Genomic DNA, 15,900 nt, shown 5'->3' with positions numbered 1-15,900 from the left:
CCGGCCAAACCAAGCCGGGCCAAACCGCAGACGAGCTCAAGGGCGACCGCACGGCCACCATCAAACAGGCCATGGACAAGAGTATGAGCTGGTTCGAGAAGCTGATCCCGAGCCGCATCCGTACCGACGCCAGCACCAAACGGGCAGTCCCCGAGGGCGTCTGGGCCAAATGCCCGGGCTGTCAGGCCATCCTCTATCGGGCGGAGCTCGAGCGTAATCTGGAGGTCTGCCCCAAATGCAGCCATCACAACCGTTTGAGCGGGAGACGCCGACTCGAGACTTTTCTCGATCCGGAGGGCCGCGAGGAGATCGGGCTCGACCTCGAGTCTCTGGACCCGCTCAAGTTCAAAGATCTAAAGAAATACAAAGACCGACTCGTTCAGGCTCAGAAGCAGTCCTCCGAGAAAGATGCCTTAATCGTGATGCGTGGTCGGCTCAAAGGCCAGCCGATCGTTGCCTCGGCCTTCGAATTCAGTTTCATGGGCGGGTCCATGGGCTCGGTGGTCGGCGAGCGCTTCGTGCGGGGTGTCGAGGCGGCGCTCGAGCAACACTCGCCCTACATCTGTTTTTCGGCGAGCGGCGGCGCACGCATGCAGGAGAGCCTTTTCTCGCTGATGCAGATGGCCAAGACCAGCGCGGCCTTGGGACGCTTGCGCGAGCATTCGCTGCCCTTCGTCTCCGTGATGACGGATCCGACCATGGGAGGCGTCTCGGCGAGTCTCGCGATGCTCGGTGATCTCAACATCGCCGAGCCCAACGCCCTGATCGGCTTTGCCGGCCCGCGCGTCATCGAGCAGACCGTTCACGAAAAACTGCCCGAGGGCTTCCAGCGCAGCGAGTTCCTGATCGAAAAAGGCGCGCTCGATATGATCATCGACCGACGTGATCTACGCGAGCGTATCGCCGATCTGCTCGCGATTTTGACGCATCGGCCGCGGTATGTCCGCACCGTCGTGCCGGTCTGAATCGCGTCTCGTGCAGTTTGGACGGATTCTGTTTGGGGGCCGGATCGTGTGTGCCTGCGAGCCTTGGAGTGGACGCGATTCAGGATGTGGGATGCGTGTAAGAAGGTCGGTGTGTCTGGCCCTGAGAGGTCCGGGATGCCGGTCGGCGCGGCTGTGTGATCCGGCAGCGGGACTGCCGACATGACTCGTTTCGACACCCTCGATGCCTGGTTGAGCTGGCAGATGCAGTTGCATCCGAAGGCCATTGAACTCGGGCTCGAGCGGGTGGGTGCCGTTTGGGCACGGCTGGGACCGGCGTCCTTGCCGTTTCCGCTCGTCACGGTGGGCGGGACCAACGGCAAGGGGTCCTGTGTCGCGATGGCGGAGGCGATCTGTCGTGCTGCCGGATATCGCACCGGGGTCTTCAGCTCGCCGCATCTGCTGCGTTACAACGAGCGGGTGCGAATCGACGGGGAGGACGTCTCCGATGCGCTCCTCTGCGAGTCGTTCGAGCGGATCGACCGGGCGCGCGGCGAGACGGCGCTGACCTATTTCGAGTTCGGCACACTCGCGGCGCTCGATCTCTTCGTGCGCAGCGTGCCCGATGTGGTGATCCTCGAGGTCGGTCTCGGCGGGCGTCTCGACGCGGTGAATCTGTGGGACGCGGATGTCTCGGTGGTCACCTCGATCGGGCTGGATCACATGGCCTGGTTGGGCGATTCCTTGGATGAGATCGCCTACGAGAAGGCCGGGATCTTTCGTCCCGGCCGTGCGGCCGTGATCGGGCAACGCGACGCCCCGGCGCGGCTGCGGGCCGAAGCGGAGCAGCGCGGGAGTCTGCCCCTACAGCTCGGTCGGGAGATCGACTGGACCCTCGGCGATGGCGGAGGCTGGATCTGGAGCGCGCCCTCGGGCCAGCGTTTGGCCTTGTCCGAGCCGGCGATGCGCGGCCCGTTCCAATACGACAACGCCTCGGCGGCGATCGCAGCGCTTCGCGCCTTGCATACGCGCTTGCCGATCTCGGTCAACGCGATCCGGGCGGGGTTGCAGCGGGCGCGCTTGCCGGGCCGGTTTCAGGTCTTCCCCGGAACGCTGACCTGGATCCTGGATGTCGCCCACAACGGCGAGGCGGCGCAGGCATTGGCCGCGAATCTGCGGGCCTTTGCCTGTCGCGGTCGGCTTCGCGCAGTCCTCGCAGTCCTCGAGGACAAGTCGCCCGAGTCGATCGTCGGGCCGCTCCTGCCGTTCGTAAGCCATTGGTATCTCGCGCAGAGCACGGATCCGCGCGCCATGCCCGTGGAGGTGCTGAGCAGGCGCTTGGATGTGATCTTGCCTGCACCTGCAGCGGTGTTGCTTCCGGATCTGGATGCCGCGCTCGATGCCGCGCAGTCCGCATCCGAGCCGGGGGACGCGCTGTTGGTCGTCGGCTCGTTCACGACCGTCGGGGTGGCGCTGCGTCGGCTCGATCCCGGGCGCGGCGATCGGGGCTGAGCCTCGGCTCCAGGTCTCCGAAGCCCCTGCGCGGCGTTTGCCGTGGTCCGGCGTGCGTATATTATCCGATTGAAATCAATAGCGATATTTCAGGCGTGCCGGTATGGTTTCGGCTCGGCCATGCTATACTGCCGGCCTTTCGAGGCCGATCGATAATCATGATCTCACGGGTGCCGGCGATTCGCGCGGTGTCCGACATTCGGGTGGCGATTTATGCAAGAAGGCGCAAAGAAGCGGTTGGTGGGGGCGATTGTAATCGTCACGCTGGCGGTCATCTTCGTCCCGATGCTGTTCGAGGATGAAGTGGTGACGGATCTTCCTCCGTTGCCGACGGTGATTCCCGAGCAGCCGATCGTCGACGATCGCTTTCGGTCGGAGTCCTTTCTGACGCCGGCCGATTCGGGCGTCGGCGGGCTTCCCGAAGAGTTCTGGATCGATCCGGCGACCTTGGCGCTCCCCGCCGTCGAGGAGACCGAGCCCGTGTATGAGGCTGGGTACGATGAGCCGGCGGGAGACCCGGCGGCGGCCCCGCCGGTCGCAGCGCCCCGCACGGCGTCGGACGCGACCGCTCGGGTGCCCGAGGCACCGCCGCCGATGGCGCGCGACGACGGGATGCCGTCCTATGTCACCCAAGTCGCGAGTTTGGGGACTTCGGCAAGCGCGCAGGAGTTGGCGGCAAAGCTTCAAAACGAGGGCTATTCCGCCTTCGTCGAGTCGGCCGTGGTCGGCGGACGCACCTATTTTCGCGTCCGTGTCGGACCCGAAGCGGACCGATCGAGCGCCGAGAAGACGGCCGCCAAGCTCCGCCAGAAATACAAGGATCCCTTTGTTCAGCGTTATCCCTGAGCAGATCCCGGTGCGCGCTGCGTTTTCCTCTAGTCCGGTGCGTCGGAGCTGATGATGAATTGGGTCGATTTCGCCATCCTCGGGGTTGTCCTGCTGTCCGCTTTGGTCGGGCTCGGACGCGGTCTGATCCGCGAGGTGTTGTCCCTGGGGGTCTGGATCGCCGCGATCCTGATCGCTTGGCTGTTCCACCGCGAGGTCGCCGAGCTGCTGGTGCCTTACCTGTCGCAGCCCTCGGTGCGTCTGGCCGCGGCTTTCATCGGCCTGATCCTGGGCACTCTCGTCCTCGGCGCCCTCTTGGGCGCCCTGCTGTCGGCCCTGATCGAGAAGACGGGTCTCGGTGTCGTCGATCGGATGCTCGGATTGGTCTTCGGCGCGGCTCGCGGTGTGGTGATCGTGGCGATGGCGGTCTTCCTGGGGGCCCTCACACCCATGCCGGAGGATTCCTGGTGGCAGGAATCACGGCTCATCGGCCAGTTCCAAGCGGTGGCCGGCTGGCTCATCGATCTGGTTCCCGAAGAGGTGCAGGCCAGGGTCAAGAGCCTCTGAAGGATTGCGTTGATCGGGTTTTTTCGGCCTCCTGCCTCCTGCCTCCTGCCTCCTGCGATTGGTTAGTTTCGGTGGTGCGCATCGGGAGATGTGGCCGGCGCGGGTTGCGCGGCTGAACCTTGGATCGGGCGATCGGTCGTTCGATGTTGTCCCGGATCAACCTCGCGGGGTATAGTCCGCTGTTCCCAATCAGCAGCATCCGTCTCGGACTCCGGGGCTGGAGGCGGGCGAGGAAGTCATGTGCGGCATCGTCGGCATTGTCGGTAAAAGTCCGGTCAACCAAGCGCTTTACGACTCGCTGCTGGTGCTCCAACACCGGGGACAGGATGCCGCCGGCATCGTGACCTGTCAGGGCGACAAGCTCCATTTGCGCAAGGACAACGGTCTTGCGCGCGATGTCTTCCGAACCCGACACATGATCCAATTAGGCGGCAACATGGGTGTCGGACATGTCCGCTACCCGACCGCCGGCGCGGCCAGCTCGGCCGAGGCCCAGCCCTTCTACGTCAATTCGCCCTACGGCATCGTGCTTGCCCATAACGGCAATCTCACCAATGCCGATGACCTCAAGCGCGACCTCTTCGTCGAGGATCTTCGCCACCTCAACACCGCGTCGGATTCCGAGATCCTGCTGAACGTCTTTGCCCACGAGCTGCAGCTCCAGGGCAAACTGCGGATCGACGAGCACGATGTCTTTCGCGCGGTGTCGGGCGTACACCGACGCTGTCGAGGCGGCTATGCCGCGGTCGCGATGATCCCGGGCTTCGGCGTCTTCGGCTTCCGCGACCCGCACGGGATCAGGCCCCTGGTCTACGGACGTCGCGAGACCGATCTGGGCACCGAGTACATGATCGCCTCCGAGAGCGTGGCGCTCGACACCATCGGCTTCACCCTGATCGCGGATGTCGCGCCGGGCGAGGCGGTCTGCATTACCGTCGACGGCCAGATCAACACGCACCAGTGTGCCGCCCAACCGATCCTGTCGCCCTGCATCTTCGAGTTCGTCTACTTCGCCCGCCCCGATTCCATCATCGACAACATCTCGGTGCACAAGGCGCGTTCCCGAATGGGCAAAAAGCTCGCGGCCAAGATCAAGCGCGAGTGGTCGAATCACGACATCGACGTCGTGATCCCCATCCCGGACACCAGCCGGACGGCCGCACTCCAGCTGGCCAATCAGCTCGGCGTGCCTTACTCGGAAGGCTTCATCAAGAACCGCTACATCGGGCGCACCTTTATCATGCCGGGCCAGCAGGTCCGCAAGAAGTCGGTTCGGCAGAAGCTCAATGCCATCGATCTGGAGTTCCGCAAGAAGAACGTCCTGCTGGTCGACGACTCCATCGTGCGCGGCACCACCTCCCAGCAGATCATTCAGATGGCGCGCGAGGCCGGGGCGCACCGGGTCTACTTCGCCTCGGCAGCACCGCCGGTGCGCTTTCCCAACGTCTACGGGATCGACATGCCCGCGGCCAGCGAACTCATCGCCCACGGCCGGACCGAGGAGGAAGTCGCGCGCGAGCTGGGTGCCGACCGACTCATCTTTCAAGAGCTCGATGATCTGATCGACGCGGTCCAGAAGAAGGGCAAAAGCCACGTGGACCGCTTCGATACCTCGGTTTTCGACGGTCTTTACGTGACCGGGGACGTGACCCCCGAGTATCTTCAGGCGCTCGAGGCGAATCGCAACGACGTCGCCAAGACCGCCTACGGCTCATTCAGCGAGAACGTCATTGACCTCTACAACTCCGCCTGACGCGCGATCGAGCGCGGACGAGCCGACCGCGTCCCAGTCTTCGGCCGCACCGGGATTCGCGACCCGTGCCGTGCGGGTCGGTCACCACCGGACCCCGGAAGGCGAGCACGGCGAGCCGATCTTCACGACCTCCAGTTTTGTCTTTCAAAGCGCTGCCGAGGCCGCCGCACGTTTTTCGGGCGATCAAGCGGGCAACATCTATTCGCGTTTCACGAACCCGACGGTCTCGGCCTTCGAGGAGCGTCTGGCCAGTCTCGAAGGCGGCGAGCGCTGTGTCGCGACCGCCTCCGGCATGTCAGCCATTCTGGCCGTCTGCATGGGGGTTCTGGAGTCCGGCGACCACATCGTCGCCTCTCGGAGCCTGTTCGGCAGCACCACGCTCCTCTTCAACAAATACCTCTCCCGGTTCGGCATCGCGACCAGCTATGTGACGCTCGGCGACCTGGAGGCATGGGACGCGGCGATTCGCCCCGAGACCCGGCTTTTGTTCTGCGAGACGCCGTCCAATCCCTTGACCGAGATGGTCGACATCCGAGGGCTCGCGGAGCTTGCGCATCGCCGGGGCTGTCTCCTGGCGGTCGACAACTGTTTCTGCACCCCGGCCCTGCAACGCCCGCTCGAGTTCGGCGCGGATCTGGTGATCCATTCCGCCACCAAGTACCTGGACGGGCAGGGGCGTTGTGTCGGCGGCGCCGTCGTCGGCGATCGCAAGTCGGTCGGCGAGGCGGTCTTCGGCGTGTTGAGAACGGCCGGCCCGACCATGAGCCCCTTCAACGCCTGGGTCTTTCTCAAAGGACTCGAAACGCTGAAGCTGCGGATGCTCGCCCATGCGCAATCCGCGGCGGCACTTGCACAATGGCTGCTCGTGCAGCCGGGGATCGAGCGTGTTTATTATCCCGGACTCCCGGACCACCCCCAGCACCATCTGGTCGGCTCCCAGCAGCGCACCGGCGGAGGCATCGTCGCCTTCGACGTGCGCGGCGGTCGCGCCGGTGCCTGGCACCTGATCGACTCGACCCGTCTTCTGTCCATCACGGCCAATCTCGGCGACGTGAAGACCACCATCACCCATCCGGCGACGACCACCCACGGTCGGCTCACGCCGGAAGAGCGCGCCGCCGTCGGCATCGGTGAAGGTCTCGTTCGGGTGGCGGTCGGGTTGGAAGAGATCGAGGACATTCAGGCGGATTTGGCGCTCGGTCTGGAGATGCTTCGCTCCCGGGGGTGATGCCGGGGAGGCACGTTAAGGTAAGGTAATTTCAGGGAAAGGAGCTGCCGAAGCGTAGGTGCGCATCAATTCGCACCATAAAACCCTTCAATACCCAGAGTTGGTTGTACCTCGCACGGCTCGGCATCACCCACGGCCGCAATGCCGTTCGGATGCGGCAACCGCCGGGATGTCTGCGTCAGCCCATCGACCGGATGGCGACTGGATGGCGACCAGATGACGATCAGATGGCGAAGGTCGCGGGCTTTGCACATTCATCCACAACAGGCATGTTGCAGTTCGGCGTGTATCAGGTTGTGAAATACAGCGTGACCGTTGTGTTGTTGACTCCATCGTCCGCACGCATGATGACGCTGAAGGTCTTCTTGTTGCCGTTTGGCGTGAGAATGTCTTGGGTTGCTTCAGCGGAACTGGTGTTGAACGTCATCGAGCCGGACGTTGCCGCTCCGTTTCCCGATGCGGTGATAGTGAGGTTTCTGGCCGATAGTGCCGTGTCGTCGGTCACGATAAAGCTCGGACGGATGGTTGTATTCTTTTCGACCTCGCAAGGATTCGAGCTGCTCACGCACTGCGTGTAGGGGCTGTTGACGCTGATCGTCGGCGGGAGTCCGCCGCCTTTGGGTGGGGGCGGTAGTTCGGGATCCTGGCCGATCGTCTCCAAAGCCATTGCTGCCGACTGCGCAATGAATGTAGTGAGGGTGACGGAGGAGGAGTCCTGATCTTCGGAGCCCTCGCCCGGACGGGTCCAGCGGGTCGTCACCGAGACCTCTCTGTAGGGAGGGTCTATCTTTGGTTTGACGGTCCAGGTCCGCGTGAAACCGGCCGTGCCGCCAGATTCAGCTTGAACGGTATCTTTTCCGCTCACAACAGCAGCATAGCTCTCGCTGCGAAGCTCCTCTATTTTCTCTTGAGCGATGTTTACTGCCGCCGTTCGCGTCTTGCTGTCGGCGGTTTCCGCCATGACGCGGGTTTGCATCTGCATCAGCCCAAAGAGTCCGAGCGAAAGCACGACAAGTGCGATCAATGACTCGATGAGAGTGAATCCGTGTGTGCGTGAAGGTCGGTTTTGTGAGCGCATCGGTTGACTCTCTAATCCCAATCGCGCCAACTACCCGGGATGCGACTGGTCCAGGTTTTCTGAGGGGCTGCAGGACCACCGCCCTCGCTCGTCGGCTGCGTATTCCAGTTGTATAAGTCGCTATTCGCGGTGAATTTGTCTAAGCTGCCTTCGAAGACGACTGATCCATAGATGGTCGCGCCACCCCATCCCTGACTGCGACACGCTGTCGGGCTTTCGAAATAGACAACGCCATAGATATCGCCGCCGAGCTTCGGGCAGCCGGCCGTAGAGTCGAATACGAGATAAACGGGCTTTTTGGCGCTTCCAAAATTCTTTGCCTTCTTTGCGTCGTATGCCCAGATGAATTGAGGATCATTCGGGTCATCGGCCTCCGCTAATGCCTTGAACCTGTCCTTGCTGATGCCGAACACATATTCCCAAGCACTGCTCGCGAAGGCCTTCGCCCTGATCTGGTCATCATCAAGCGGATCCTTTTTATTAAAATGACCCTCTTCTATGTCGCTCCTTTCGGCCGACGAGACAATGGCAATGGATTCACAGTCTTTCGCGGAAATCTCGTCGTTGCAGTCGGCCGGGTAGATGTCCGGGTTTCCTGTAACCTTTTGGATTCCTCCGTTGACGACCAGTGGCGGCATGCTTTTTCCAAAGCCCTTGTGATTAAAAAGACTCTGCCGCTGAAAGCACTCTGTGGCAACTGCCTCGATGCTGTCGTCCCCGCGTGCACCGGCTCGGGATGAAACACAGATCTCATTGTCGCGTTCGCTTTCGGTCAAGACGATGTCGTAGGTGATGTTGCTGGTCGCAGTGACCGGTGGCGGGGTATCGATATTGTTACCCTGGCCGATTCGGGCGAGCGCATAATCAAGTCCTGCCTGTGCCGCCTGCTGCGCCTCTTTTGCACGCAACTCATTGTTCGCGATCCGCTGTTCCATAACGCCAACGCGAACGGAGCTGAGCGTGAGCATGGTCGAGCCCATAAGCAGCAATAAACCCATCATGAGCGTCAGCGCGCCGCGCTGACGCTCGATCTTTCGCGAGGTCGTTTTCCGCGAGGTCATTGGTCTCCTTCATCGGCGGATGCCGATCACTCCTTGACGAAATAGCGGTCATTCCGCACGGCGACGGTCGCTTGTAGCCTTTGGCGTACGGCCTTGTCGTTACGAATCTGACCTTCCATTAGGATCGCGACCCTTCGCGTTTCTCGGCAAAGCTCGTTTCTTTCGCAGCCGGAGTCTTCCTTTCCGGGTGCCAGGCTCGTCTGCGCGGGTGTGATGGTGAATTGCAGGGTCGTGATGCGCACATCCTCACTGGTGATCCTCTCCCAGCTGCCGCTGTTGCAGGTGAATGCATCGTCCGCTGCGTTCCTGCGGCCGGTGCGCATCCGCACGGCTTGACCTTGGAGTTGAAAGCCGAACATCTCCATGGTCTCCTGGTCATAGTGTTCCGAGGCGAACTTCGACCCCGTCCCGACACAATCCTCATCTTTTCTTTTCGCGCACACTCCAATGAGGCTTGTTCCGTCCACGTCATAGCTGTAGAGCAGGCAGCTCTCTTCGGGCTCTCCCGAGAGGTTGCCGGTGCGAAGTGCATGGTCAATGCCGCCAATTTCCCTCTGGAATGGGTTCTCGTCGATCTTCGGGTCTTCGGCCGCCGAGTAGTCCCAGTAACCGGCGCGACGGATATCCTGTTGCATCATCTCGAGCACGGCGCGCATCTCTTGGTTCAGACGGGCCTGCTCGACGTTCTGCCCGGTGGCGCGAGCACCGAGGACATAGGTGGTGGAGATCCCGATGAGGACCAGCGCACCGACGGTCGTGCCGACCAGGAGGTCGGTCAGGGTTACACCGGCCTGCCGACGGAGCGATCCCTCGGCGATGTTGATCGATGCAGCAGGCAGGCTCAGACGCATTTGCGGAATCCCGGGACGGACTGATCCGGAGAGCACATCCGCACACGCCCGATCACGCTCAGGACGACCCGAAGCTGTCCCCCGTGCGCGTTGCTGAAGGTGACACTCCCGTTGCCGTGCCGCTTCGAGCCTGCCGACCCCGAGCCCATGCGCATCGTGGTGCCGCGTCTTCTCTCGAAGCCGGTTACCCCTTGATCGAAGGTGGCCGTCGCGCTCACCCCGGCATAATTCGCGGCATCGAGGTGCTTGAGCACCTTCGTGTCGTTGAACAACAGGGTGCAGGCATTTGGGTCGTTCGGATCAGTGATCCGACAGTTGCAGGCGCTCGCCTCGCTGATGCCCCAACACCACGGCGAACCGGCATCGAAGATCAGATGCAGATCCCGATTTCGCCGAATGGCCTCGCCGCGAACCCATTGCAGGTCCTCTGCAAGGGCTTGGGCTGCGCCCTTTAGCCGGTTGCGTTCGAACATCTCCTGCATCGCAGGAACGCCCAAAGACGCCAGGATGGCGAGCACCGACAGCGTGATCATGAGCTCGAGCAGGGTGAACCCGGGCGCGTTTTTCGGCGGAGCAGTGCGTCGGGAGCTGGCGGTGCTCGGTCGTCCTTGCGTGCCTGCTCTGCGGATGCGTGTGACGGCGTCCATTAGGTTGCGTCTCAGCGCCAGCATTCACGCGGCGTCTTCGCGCCGTCTTGGTCGATCGTCAAGACCGTGCAGGCGACGCCGCCTGCGCGATCGGCGGCTTGGGCCTTTTGGGCCGTGGCGACGGCGGAGAAACCGGCGGCAGTGGCCTGGTCCAGACTCAGTGTGTACCAGCCCTCGGGGCTTTCATCCGCAAGCGGCAGGCTGTAAACGGGAGCGTCGCAGACCATGCCGGGTTTGGCAGCGTTCAGGGTCAGTGCGTAGCGGCTACAATTGGCGCGAAAGCGCTCCTGAGCCATCGCCATGCCGAGGAGGGCTGTTTGTCCGTCCGAGCGTCGTGCCTTTCGGATCTGGTCCTGATAGGCGGGGAAGGCTACGGTGGCCAGGATGGCGATCACCGCGATGACGATCAGGAGTTCGATGAGCGTGAAGCCGGTTCGGTGTTCTACGAGTGTCCTTGCCAATTGTGCGTCCTTGCCGTCGAGGCGGGTGGTGCGAGTGACCGCGCCGAGGGTGTCGGGAGGTCGGTTGCGGTGTCATCGTGTGTACGATGAAGTATGAAGGCGTTTCGTGGAATTTTCCAGTGCCGGCGAGCGTTGTCGACCGTCCGCTCGGCATGATCCCGGCGTGAACTCGGCGGCGCTCGCCACTATATTGCCCCTAAGAAGGCAACGAACCGGGACCAGACTCATGACTGCGAACACCCTGATTCGATCAACCGTCCTCGGCGCGTTGGTCGTTCTGATCGGGGGTTGCCAAACCCTCGTGCGTGAATCCGTGGAGACCGGCTGGGTGGAGATCCCTGCGGGCAGCACCCTGACGCTGAACCGACCGGTGTCCATCTCGCCCGGGCGGGCGCGGGTCTTTCTCATGGATCGCGGCACGCGAGGTGCGGGTGGCGGCGGGACGAGCTGTGTCCTCGAGGTCCGACGGATCGATGACGAGGGCACTCAGACCATCCCGGCCGGGGAGATCTCGATCACGCGTGTGCAGAACTATCTCGCCTTGGTGTCCAGCCGTGTCCCGACACCGACCCTGGATCGGGGCGTTCGCTTCCAACTTGCCGGTCACGGCGACAGCGGCGGGTCGCAGATGATCCGTCCCGGTTATCACTTTTGGCTCGACGACAGTCATGACCCGAACCTCATGCGCATGACTTGTCTGGGGCGGCTTGATGATCCGGCCTATACGCGGGCTCCGACGCTTGCCGAGATCCGAGCCGTGCTTGGTGATCTGGCGACCTTGGAGGTCGCGCTGCCGACGGCGCCTTGAATGCCGGAGGTTAAACCGCGTCCAGAGCGGAATGCGTCATTTTCATGTTGTGTTTAGCGTCGGAGACTTCCTTGATCTCAGCGAGACGCGGTTTAGCCGCTCTTTCCTGACTGGCAGGCCGGGCACCAGTAGGTTGATCTTGCATGTTGCCCGAGACGTTCCCGCAACAGGCTCGTCCCGCAGCGAAAGCAAGGCTTTTCGGCCCGGCCGTAGACCCAGAGGATGCCGCGACCGTCGTCGGCGGTGCGCGTGATCCGGGGACCGCCGCCGAGGTTGCTCAGGAGAAGGCGTTCCGCGGTCCGGTAGAGCGCGGCGAAGGTCTCGTCCGAGATGTCGCCGAATCGAGTCTTCGGTGCGCAGCGCTCGAGGAAGAGGACCTCGGATTTATAGACGTTGCCGATGCCGCTGGCGATGCGCTGATCAAGCAGTAGATCGACGAGTTCGGTCTCGGGGCTCGAGAGTGTACGGGCGCGATGCAGCAACGACTCGGCGCTCGGTGCATCGCGGCTCAGATCCGGTCCCAGGCGGTCTGTCCGATCGCGTCTGCGCAACCCGTTGGTGTCGAGGATCTCGACCTCTTTTGCGTTGAAACAGACGTAATCCTGTCCCGGGATACTCAAGACGAGCGTTGCCCGGCGCGCGGGCTTCTGCCATGCCTGTCCGACCGGGTAACGGTGCCAGGAGCCGTACATCCCGAGGTGAACCCGAAGCGAGGCTCCGCCCTCGACGTCGATGAAGAGATGCTTGCCCTTGCTGGTCACTCGCAGGATGCGACCCTGCTCGAACGCGGCGATGGTGCGACCCTGCAGTCGGGCACCGTCGAGACGCCGGCCGACCAAAGCGCCGGACAGAAAGGTCGCGAGCTTGTGGATGGTGTCGCCTTCTGGCATGCGTCGAACCTGCATCCGGCAGACAAAAAGATGCCCCGCGATGCGGGGCGAGCGAACTAAGGAGAACTCATCGTTGCAATCCCTTCGAGTCTGAAGGCGTCGAAGGGTTCCCGAATGCATCGGCCGGACCCGGGCCCGGATCGGCAAGGTTGGACGGATGCTCCGTCACGTCAAACCGCGTCCAGAGCGACATGCGTACTGCTCATTTTGTGTTGGGCGCTAAGGATTTGTCCGACCCATGTGGAAACCCGGTTTAAGGCGGTTGTAAAGCCCTGGTGGGGCACAAAAAAACCCCGCCGACGGCGGGGAACACGACAAGGAGTCAGAGAGCCTCCGAGGAGGCTCGCCAGCTTCGAGGCGACGGCGGTTGAAAAGTTCGACAGAACCTGGTCGGAATTTCCATGGAGTTGGTGGTCATACTTTTGTGAGCCGCCAGCCGCCAGCCTTGAGCGTCACGGCAATCCCTGGTTGCGCCGTTCCCGAGATCGGACGCTCAGGGCTGCATGCAATACGGCCGAACGCGTCTGGGCTCCTTCGTTGCCTTGCTTTTCGGGGCGCCGAACGCCATGATCCCCCGCGAGCGAAAGCATCGCGTTGTGTCCCCTCCGATTCGGAGCCCCATCCGACAGACGTTCTTCCGCACCGCTCGCCCTCACAGACCGACCCGGACCGAACGAGGCAGCCTCGATTGCCCGCTTGGGCAGGGTCTTCGGAGATTCGAAGAGTATGCTGATCAAAATCGGCGGGGATACCCTCGCCTTGGACGGAGATATCCGCCGTCAAATCGAGACGGAAGCGGCCAAACTTGCGGCACGCTTCCCCGGCGAAGACTTGGAGGCTCACGCCAAGATCCAAGAGGAGTTCGACCCGCTCCACGGACATCGCGTTCGGTGCGAGCTCTCCGCCAAAATCGCCCACGGGCGCCAAATCGTCGTCCGAGACGCACGCAAGACAGCGAAAGAAGCGATCGACGAGGTCTTCGGGCTCGCGCGCCGCAACCTGCGGCGGATGCGCCGCCAAATCAGTCTCCCCCGCACCCCCCCGCACGGCGCCCTTAGCACGGGAACGCACGCGGTCGGCGGTTGATTCCCGACTTTTAAACCGCGACCAGTGCGGTATGTGATGGTTGTGGATGGGATCGGCCCCGGCAGTTTTGACGACGGGTGGAGACGGCGCGGTTTAAGTTATTAAAAAATGCATTATTCTTAAACCTCGTCCACGCTAAGGGCCTTGGATGCACCAATCGTTGAGCCCACTCGAAAGGGAGCATCTCACTCTGGACGCGGTTTAAGCAGGCGAGGCTCCGAAGCGGTTCCTTCTCTGACCGGCCCGCTTCGGATCGCATCAGCCGGTTCTTAAGGTGGCCAATCCGGCATCGACTCGGATCACTTGGCCCGTTGTCATGCGGGCGTCTTCCAGCAGCCATAGCGCGGCACCCGCAACGTCTTCGGGCTCGCCGATCGTTCGCAAGGGGTGTCGGTCGGCCGCCGCGGTGCGCTTTGACTCGTTTCCGATCAAACGTTCCGCAAGCGGCGTCGCCGTCAGTGTCGGCGCGACGGCGTTGACCCGGATGCGCGGGGCGAGCTCGGCGGCAAGGGATCGCGTCAGGCCCTCCACCGCGCCCTTGGCACTCGCGATCGAGGCGTGAAACGGCAGCCCGGTTCCCACGGCGACCGTGCTGAACAGCACAATGCCGGCAGACTCCGCCGCCTTCAGAGCCTTCATTGCACCCTGCAGCGCCCGCACCGCACCGAGTAGATTGATCTCGAGGTCTTCCATCCACTCCTTTTCGCCAAGCCGCTCGAAGGGACGAAGCCGGATGGTGCCGGGGCAATAGACGAGCCCGTCGAGTGTCGTCGGCAGCGCATCCGCGGGGAAGTCGTTGGTTCGGACGTCCCAGTGCAGGCTGGTGACGGCCGGGTGATCCGGCGCCGCTTCCGGGTGACGCGACAGTTGGATCACCTGATGTCCGCGCGCGAGAAGCTTTCCGAGCAGCGCGGCGCCGATGCCGGACGTGCCGCCGACGATCAAATAGGTTTTTGACATTTCGAGCCCCTATGAAGCGGGTTGAGGTGTACGAGGGCAGGTTCAGGCGGGACGAAAGTTTTACAAGACCTGGACAGTATGCCTTGCGATCCTAGACAAAATACGCACCTTTCGAAGGAAGGCGTCGAAGGGACTCGTCTCGGTTCGGATCGCCCCGATATTCTCGATCTAAACCGCGCCGGCTCCGACGATTGTCGGAGCCGGCGCGGCCAAGCGAATCCAACATACGACGCATACCGCACCCGGCGCGGTTTAGGCCGGATGACGGCCGGTTGTTCGCTACACCCATCAACGCGAAAGGAGGCTCATATGAAGGTTGCCATCATCGGCGGTACCGGTTTTGTCGGCACCAACATCTCTCGGCACTTGATCGACGCCGGTCATCGGCCTCGGCTTCTAGTCCGGCCGGGCAGCGAGCAGAAGGTCGCTCAGCCGGAGCATTGCGATATCGTCCTGGGCGACGTGGCCGATCCGGTTGCGCTCGAGCGTTGCCTGGAGGGTTCGGATGCCGTGATCTATCTGATCGGCATCCTGCGCGAGTTTCCCAGCCGAGGCATCACCTTCGATGCGCTGCAGCGCGTCGGTGTCGAGGACACCATCGCGGCGGCGAAACGGCAAGGAGTCGATCGGTTCGTCCTGATGAGCGCCAACGGGGTCCATGTCGAGGGCACGCCCTATCAGCGCAGCAAGGCGCTTGCCGAGGCGGCGCTCAAGGCATCCGGGCTGCGCTGGACCATCTTCCGCCCCTCGGTCATCTTCGGTGACCCGGACGGTCGCATGGAGTTTTGCTCCCAGCTCAAGAAGGACATCATCGACAGCCCGATGCCGGCGCCGCTCTTCTACAGCGGGCTGATTCCCAAGGATGCCGGTGGTTTCGAGCTGGCCCCGGTCCATATCGACGATGTCGCCGCGGCCTTCGTGCTGGCCGTAAACGAGTCGCGTACCGAGTCCCAGACCTACAGCCTGTGCGGCCCTCAGCGCATGAGCTGGAAGGCGATCCTCACGACCATTGCCGCGGCATCCGGCAAGACCAAGCTGATGCTGCCGGCACCGGCCATGGCCATCAAGGCGACTGCGAGTCTGCTCGACCGCTATCCATGGTTTCCCATCTCGCGCGATCAGATCCAGATGTTGATGGAGGGAAACGTCTGCTTCGAGAACGACAGCTTCGCGCGACTTGGTCTGACCCCGACTCCCTTCGGTGTCGATCAGCTGGGGTACTTGAATCGGTAGGTCGGCACGTTCACGCG

16 protein-coding genes are annotated in these 15,900 nt (G+C 62.7%); 9 read left to right on the top strand and 7 right to left on the bottom strand.

Going from position 1 to position 15,900, the window contains the following annotated elements; translation table 11 throughout:
• Nucleotides 1-83 precede the first annotated feature (83 nt).
• The 6 genes from accD (at nucleotide 84) to BDD21_RS23560 (ending at nucleotide 6,808) form a co-directional block, all read left to right on the top strand.
• The gene (accD, locus tag BDD21_RS23585) at nucleotides 84-965 is read left to right on the top strand and encodes an acetyl-CoA carboxylase, carboxyltransferase subunit beta (RefSeq protein WP_170164957.1); all 882 of its coding nucleotides are present in this window, start codon (nucleotides 84-86) and stop codon (nucleotides 963-965) included.
• A 180-nt stretch (nucleotides 966-1,145) separates the two neighbouring features.
• Nucleotides 1,146-2,435, top strand: a complete 1,290-nt coding sequence (gene folC, locus BDD21_RS23580) for a bifunctional tetrahydrofolate synthase/dihydrofolate synthase (RefSeq protein WP_120799247.1) — start codon at nucleotides 1,146-1,148, stop codon at nucleotides 2,433-2,435.
• Between the two features lie 213 nt (nucleotides 2,436-2,648).
• Nucleotides 2,649-3,281 (top strand): SPOR domain-containing protein, encoded by a 633-nt coding sequence (locus tag BDD21_RS23575; protein WP_120799246.1) that lies wholly within the window; start codon nucleotides 2,649-2,651, stop codon nucleotides 3,279-3,281.
• Nucleotides 3,282-3,332: 51 nt separating this feature from the next.
• Nucleotides 3,333-3,827, top strand: coding sequence for a CvpA family protein (locus BDD21_RS23570; RefSeq protein ID WP_342769618.1), 495 nt, complete (start codon nucleotides 3,333-3,335; stop codon nucleotides 3,825-3,827).
• Nucleotides 3,828-4,065: 238 nt separating this feature from the next.
• Nucleotides 4,066-5,580 carry an amidophosphoribosyltransferase gene (purF, locus tag BDD21_RS23565; protein ID WP_120799244.1) on the top strand — a complete coding sequence of 505 codons (1,515 nt, stop codon included), beginning with the start codon at nucleotides 4,066-4,068 and terminating at the stop codon, nucleotides 5,578-5,580.
• The gene (locus tag BDD21_RS23560; protein ID WP_120799243.1) at nucleotides 5,558-6,808 is read left to right on the top strand and encodes an O-succinylhomoserine sulfhydrylase; all 1,251 of its coding nucleotides are present in this window, start codon (nucleotides 5,558-5,560) and stop codon (nucleotides 6,806-6,808) included. Before purF ends, BDD21_RS23560 begins: the two co-directional genes overlap by 23 nt.
• A gap of 289 nt (nucleotides 6,809-7,097) precedes the next feature.
• Here BDD21_RS23560 and BDD21_RS23555 read toward each other — a convergent pair whose 3' ends face one another.
• Genes BDD21_RS23555 through BDD21_RS23535 form a run of 5 tightly spaced genes read right to left on the bottom strand, consistent with a single transcriptional unit; the run spans nucleotide 7,098 to nucleotide 10,906 of the window.
• On the bottom strand, nucleotides 7,098-7,886 hold the full coding sequence (locus BDD21_RS23555) for a type IV pilus modification PilV family protein (RefSeq protein WP_120799242.1): 789 nt from the start codon (nucleotides 7,884-7,886) through the stop codon (nucleotides 7,098-7,100).
• Nucleotides 7,887-7,897: 11 nt separating this feature from the next.
• On the bottom strand, nucleotides 7,898-8,947 hold the full coding sequence (locus BDD21_RS23550) for a PilX N-terminal domain-containing pilus assembly protein (RefSeq protein ID WP_120799241.1): 1,050 nt from the start codon (nucleotides 8,945-8,947) through the stop codon (nucleotides 7,898-7,900).
• A gap of 26 nt (nucleotides 8,948-8,973) precedes the next feature.
• On the bottom strand, nucleotides 8,974-9,798 hold the full coding sequence (locus BDD21_RS23545) for a PilW family protein (protein ID WP_120799240.1): 825 nt from the start codon (nucleotides 9,796-9,798) through the stop codon (nucleotides 8,974-8,976).
• Complete coding sequence (locus BDD21_RS23540; protein WP_245969776.1) at nucleotides 9,789-10,469, bottom strand: GspH/FimT family pseudopilin; 681 nt, start codon at nucleotides 10,467-10,469, stop codon at nucleotides 9,789-9,791. Before BDD21_RS23540 ends, BDD21_RS23545 begins: the two co-directional genes overlap by 10 nt.
• The gene (locus tag BDD21_RS23535; protein WP_120799239.1) at nucleotides 10,457-10,906 is read right to left on the bottom strand and encodes a type IV pilin protein; all 450 of its coding nucleotides are present in this window, start codon (nucleotides 10,904-10,906) and stop codon (nucleotides 10,457-10,459) included. Before BDD21_RS23535 ends, BDD21_RS23540 begins: the two co-directional genes overlap by 13 nt.
• Before the next feature lie 226 nt (nucleotides 10,907-11,132).
• Between BDD21_RS23535 and BDD21_RS23530 the strand changes: the two genes are divergently transcribed.
• Nucleotides 11,133-11,714: a hypothetical protein gene (locus BDD21_RS23530; protein ID WP_120799238.1), complete on the top strand. Its 582-nt coding sequence runs from the start codon at nucleotides 11,133-11,135 to the stop codon at nucleotides 11,712-11,714.
• A 92-nt stretch (nucleotides 11,715-11,806) separates the two neighbouring features.
• Here the strand turns inward: BDD21_RS23530 and BDD21_RS23525 are convergent, their stop codons facing one another.
• Entirely contained in the window at nucleotides 11,807-12,604 is a 798-nt protein-coding gene (locus tag BDD21_RS23525) for a DNA-formamidopyrimidine glycosylase family protein (protein ID WP_120799237.1), read from the bottom strand.
• A gap of 726 nt (nucleotides 12,605-13,330) precedes the next feature.
• On the opposite strand from BDD21_RS23525, the gene BDD21_RS23520 reads away from it, so the two are divergent.
• Nucleotides 13,331-13,690, top strand: coding sequence for an HPF/RaiA family ribosome-associated protein (locus BDD21_RS23520; protein ID WP_120799236.1), 360 nt, complete (start codon nucleotides 13,331-13,333; stop codon nucleotides 13,688-13,690).
• Between the two features lie 258 nt (nucleotides 13,691-13,948).
• Here the strand turns inward: BDD21_RS23520 and BDD21_RS23515 are convergent, their stop codons facing one another.
• Entirely contained in the window at nucleotides 13,949-14,650 is a 702-nt protein-coding gene (locus tag BDD21_RS23515) for an SDR family NAD(P)-dependent oxidoreductase (RefSeq protein WP_120799235.1), read from the bottom strand.
• A 309-nt stretch (nucleotides 14,651-14,959) separates the two neighbouring features.
• Between BDD21_RS23515 and BDD21_RS23510 the strand changes: the two genes are divergently transcribed.
• Entirely contained in the window at nucleotides 14,960-15,883 is a 924-nt protein-coding gene (locus tag BDD21_RS23510) for an SDR family oxidoreductase (RefSeq protein WP_120799234.1), read from the top strand.
• Nucleotides 15,884-15,900: the final 17 nt, after the last annotated feature.

Source organism: Thiocapsa rosea, assembly GCF_003634315.1.
In the GTDB taxonomy this organism is placed as follows: Bacteria; Pseudomonadota; Gammaproteobacteria; order Chromatiales; family Chromatiaceae; genus Thiocapsa; species Thiocapsa rosea.
This window is presented reverse-complemented; position numbering and strand designations above follow the sequence as displayed.

Excerpts from the sequence above, each read along its gene's own strand:
- accD (WP_170164957.1), top strand. The coding sequence starts at position 84 with ATGAGCTGGTTCGAGAAGCTGATCCCGAGCCGCATCCGTACCGACGCC.
- folC (WP_120799247.1), top strand. The coding sequence starts at position 1,146 with ATGACTCGTTTCGACACCCTCGATGCCTGGTTGAGCTGGCAGATGCAG.
- BDD21_RS23575 (WP_120799246.1), top strand. The coding sequence starts at position 2,649 with ATGCAAGAAGGCGCAAAGAAGCGGTTGGTGGGGGCGATTGTAATCGTC.
- BDD21_RS23570 (WP_342769618.1), top strand. The coding sequence starts at position 3,333 with ATGATGAATTGGGTCGATTTCGCCATCCTCGGGGTTGTCCTGCTGTCC.
- purF (WP_120799244.1), top strand. The coding sequence starts at position 4,066 with ATGTGCGGCATCGTCGGCATTGTCGGTAAAAGTCCGGTCAACCAAGCG.
- BDD21_RS23555 (WP_120799242.1), bottom strand. The coding sequence starts at position 7,886 with ATGCGCTCACAAAACCGACCTTCACGCACACACGGATTCACTCTCATC.
- BDD21_RS23550 (WP_120799241.1), bottom strand. The coding sequence starts at position 8,947 with ATGACCTCGCGGAAAACGACCTCGCGAAAGATCGAGCGTCAGCGCGGC.
- BDD21_RS23545 (WP_120799240.1), bottom strand. The coding sequence starts at position 9,798 with ATGCGTCTGAGCCTGCCTGCTGCATCGATCAACATCGCCGAGGGATCG.
- BDD21_RS23540 (WP_245969776.1), bottom strand. The coding sequence starts at position 10,469 with ATGCTGGCGCTGAGACGCAACCTAATGGACGCCGTCACACGCATCCGC.
- BDD21_RS23530 (WP_120799238.1), top strand. The coding sequence starts at position 11,133 with ATGACTGCGAACACCCTGATTCGATCAACCGTCCTCGGCGCGTTGGTC.
- BDD21_RS23525 (WP_120799237.1), bottom strand. The coding sequence starts at position 12,604 with ATGCCAGAAGGCGACACCATCCACAAGCTCGCGACCTTTCTGTCCGGC.
- BDD21_RS23520 (WP_120799236.1), top strand. The coding sequence starts at position 13,331 with ATGCTGATCAAAATCGGCGGGGATACCCTCGCCTTGGACGGAGATATC.
- BDD21_RS23515 (WP_120799235.1), bottom strand. The coding sequence starts at position 14,650 with ATGTCAAAAACCTATTTGATCGTCGGCGGCACGTCCGGCATCGGCGCC.
- BDD21_RS23510 (WP_120799234.1), top strand. The coding sequence starts at position 14,960 with ATGAAGGTTGCCATCATCGGCGGTACCGGTTTTGTCGGCACCAACATC.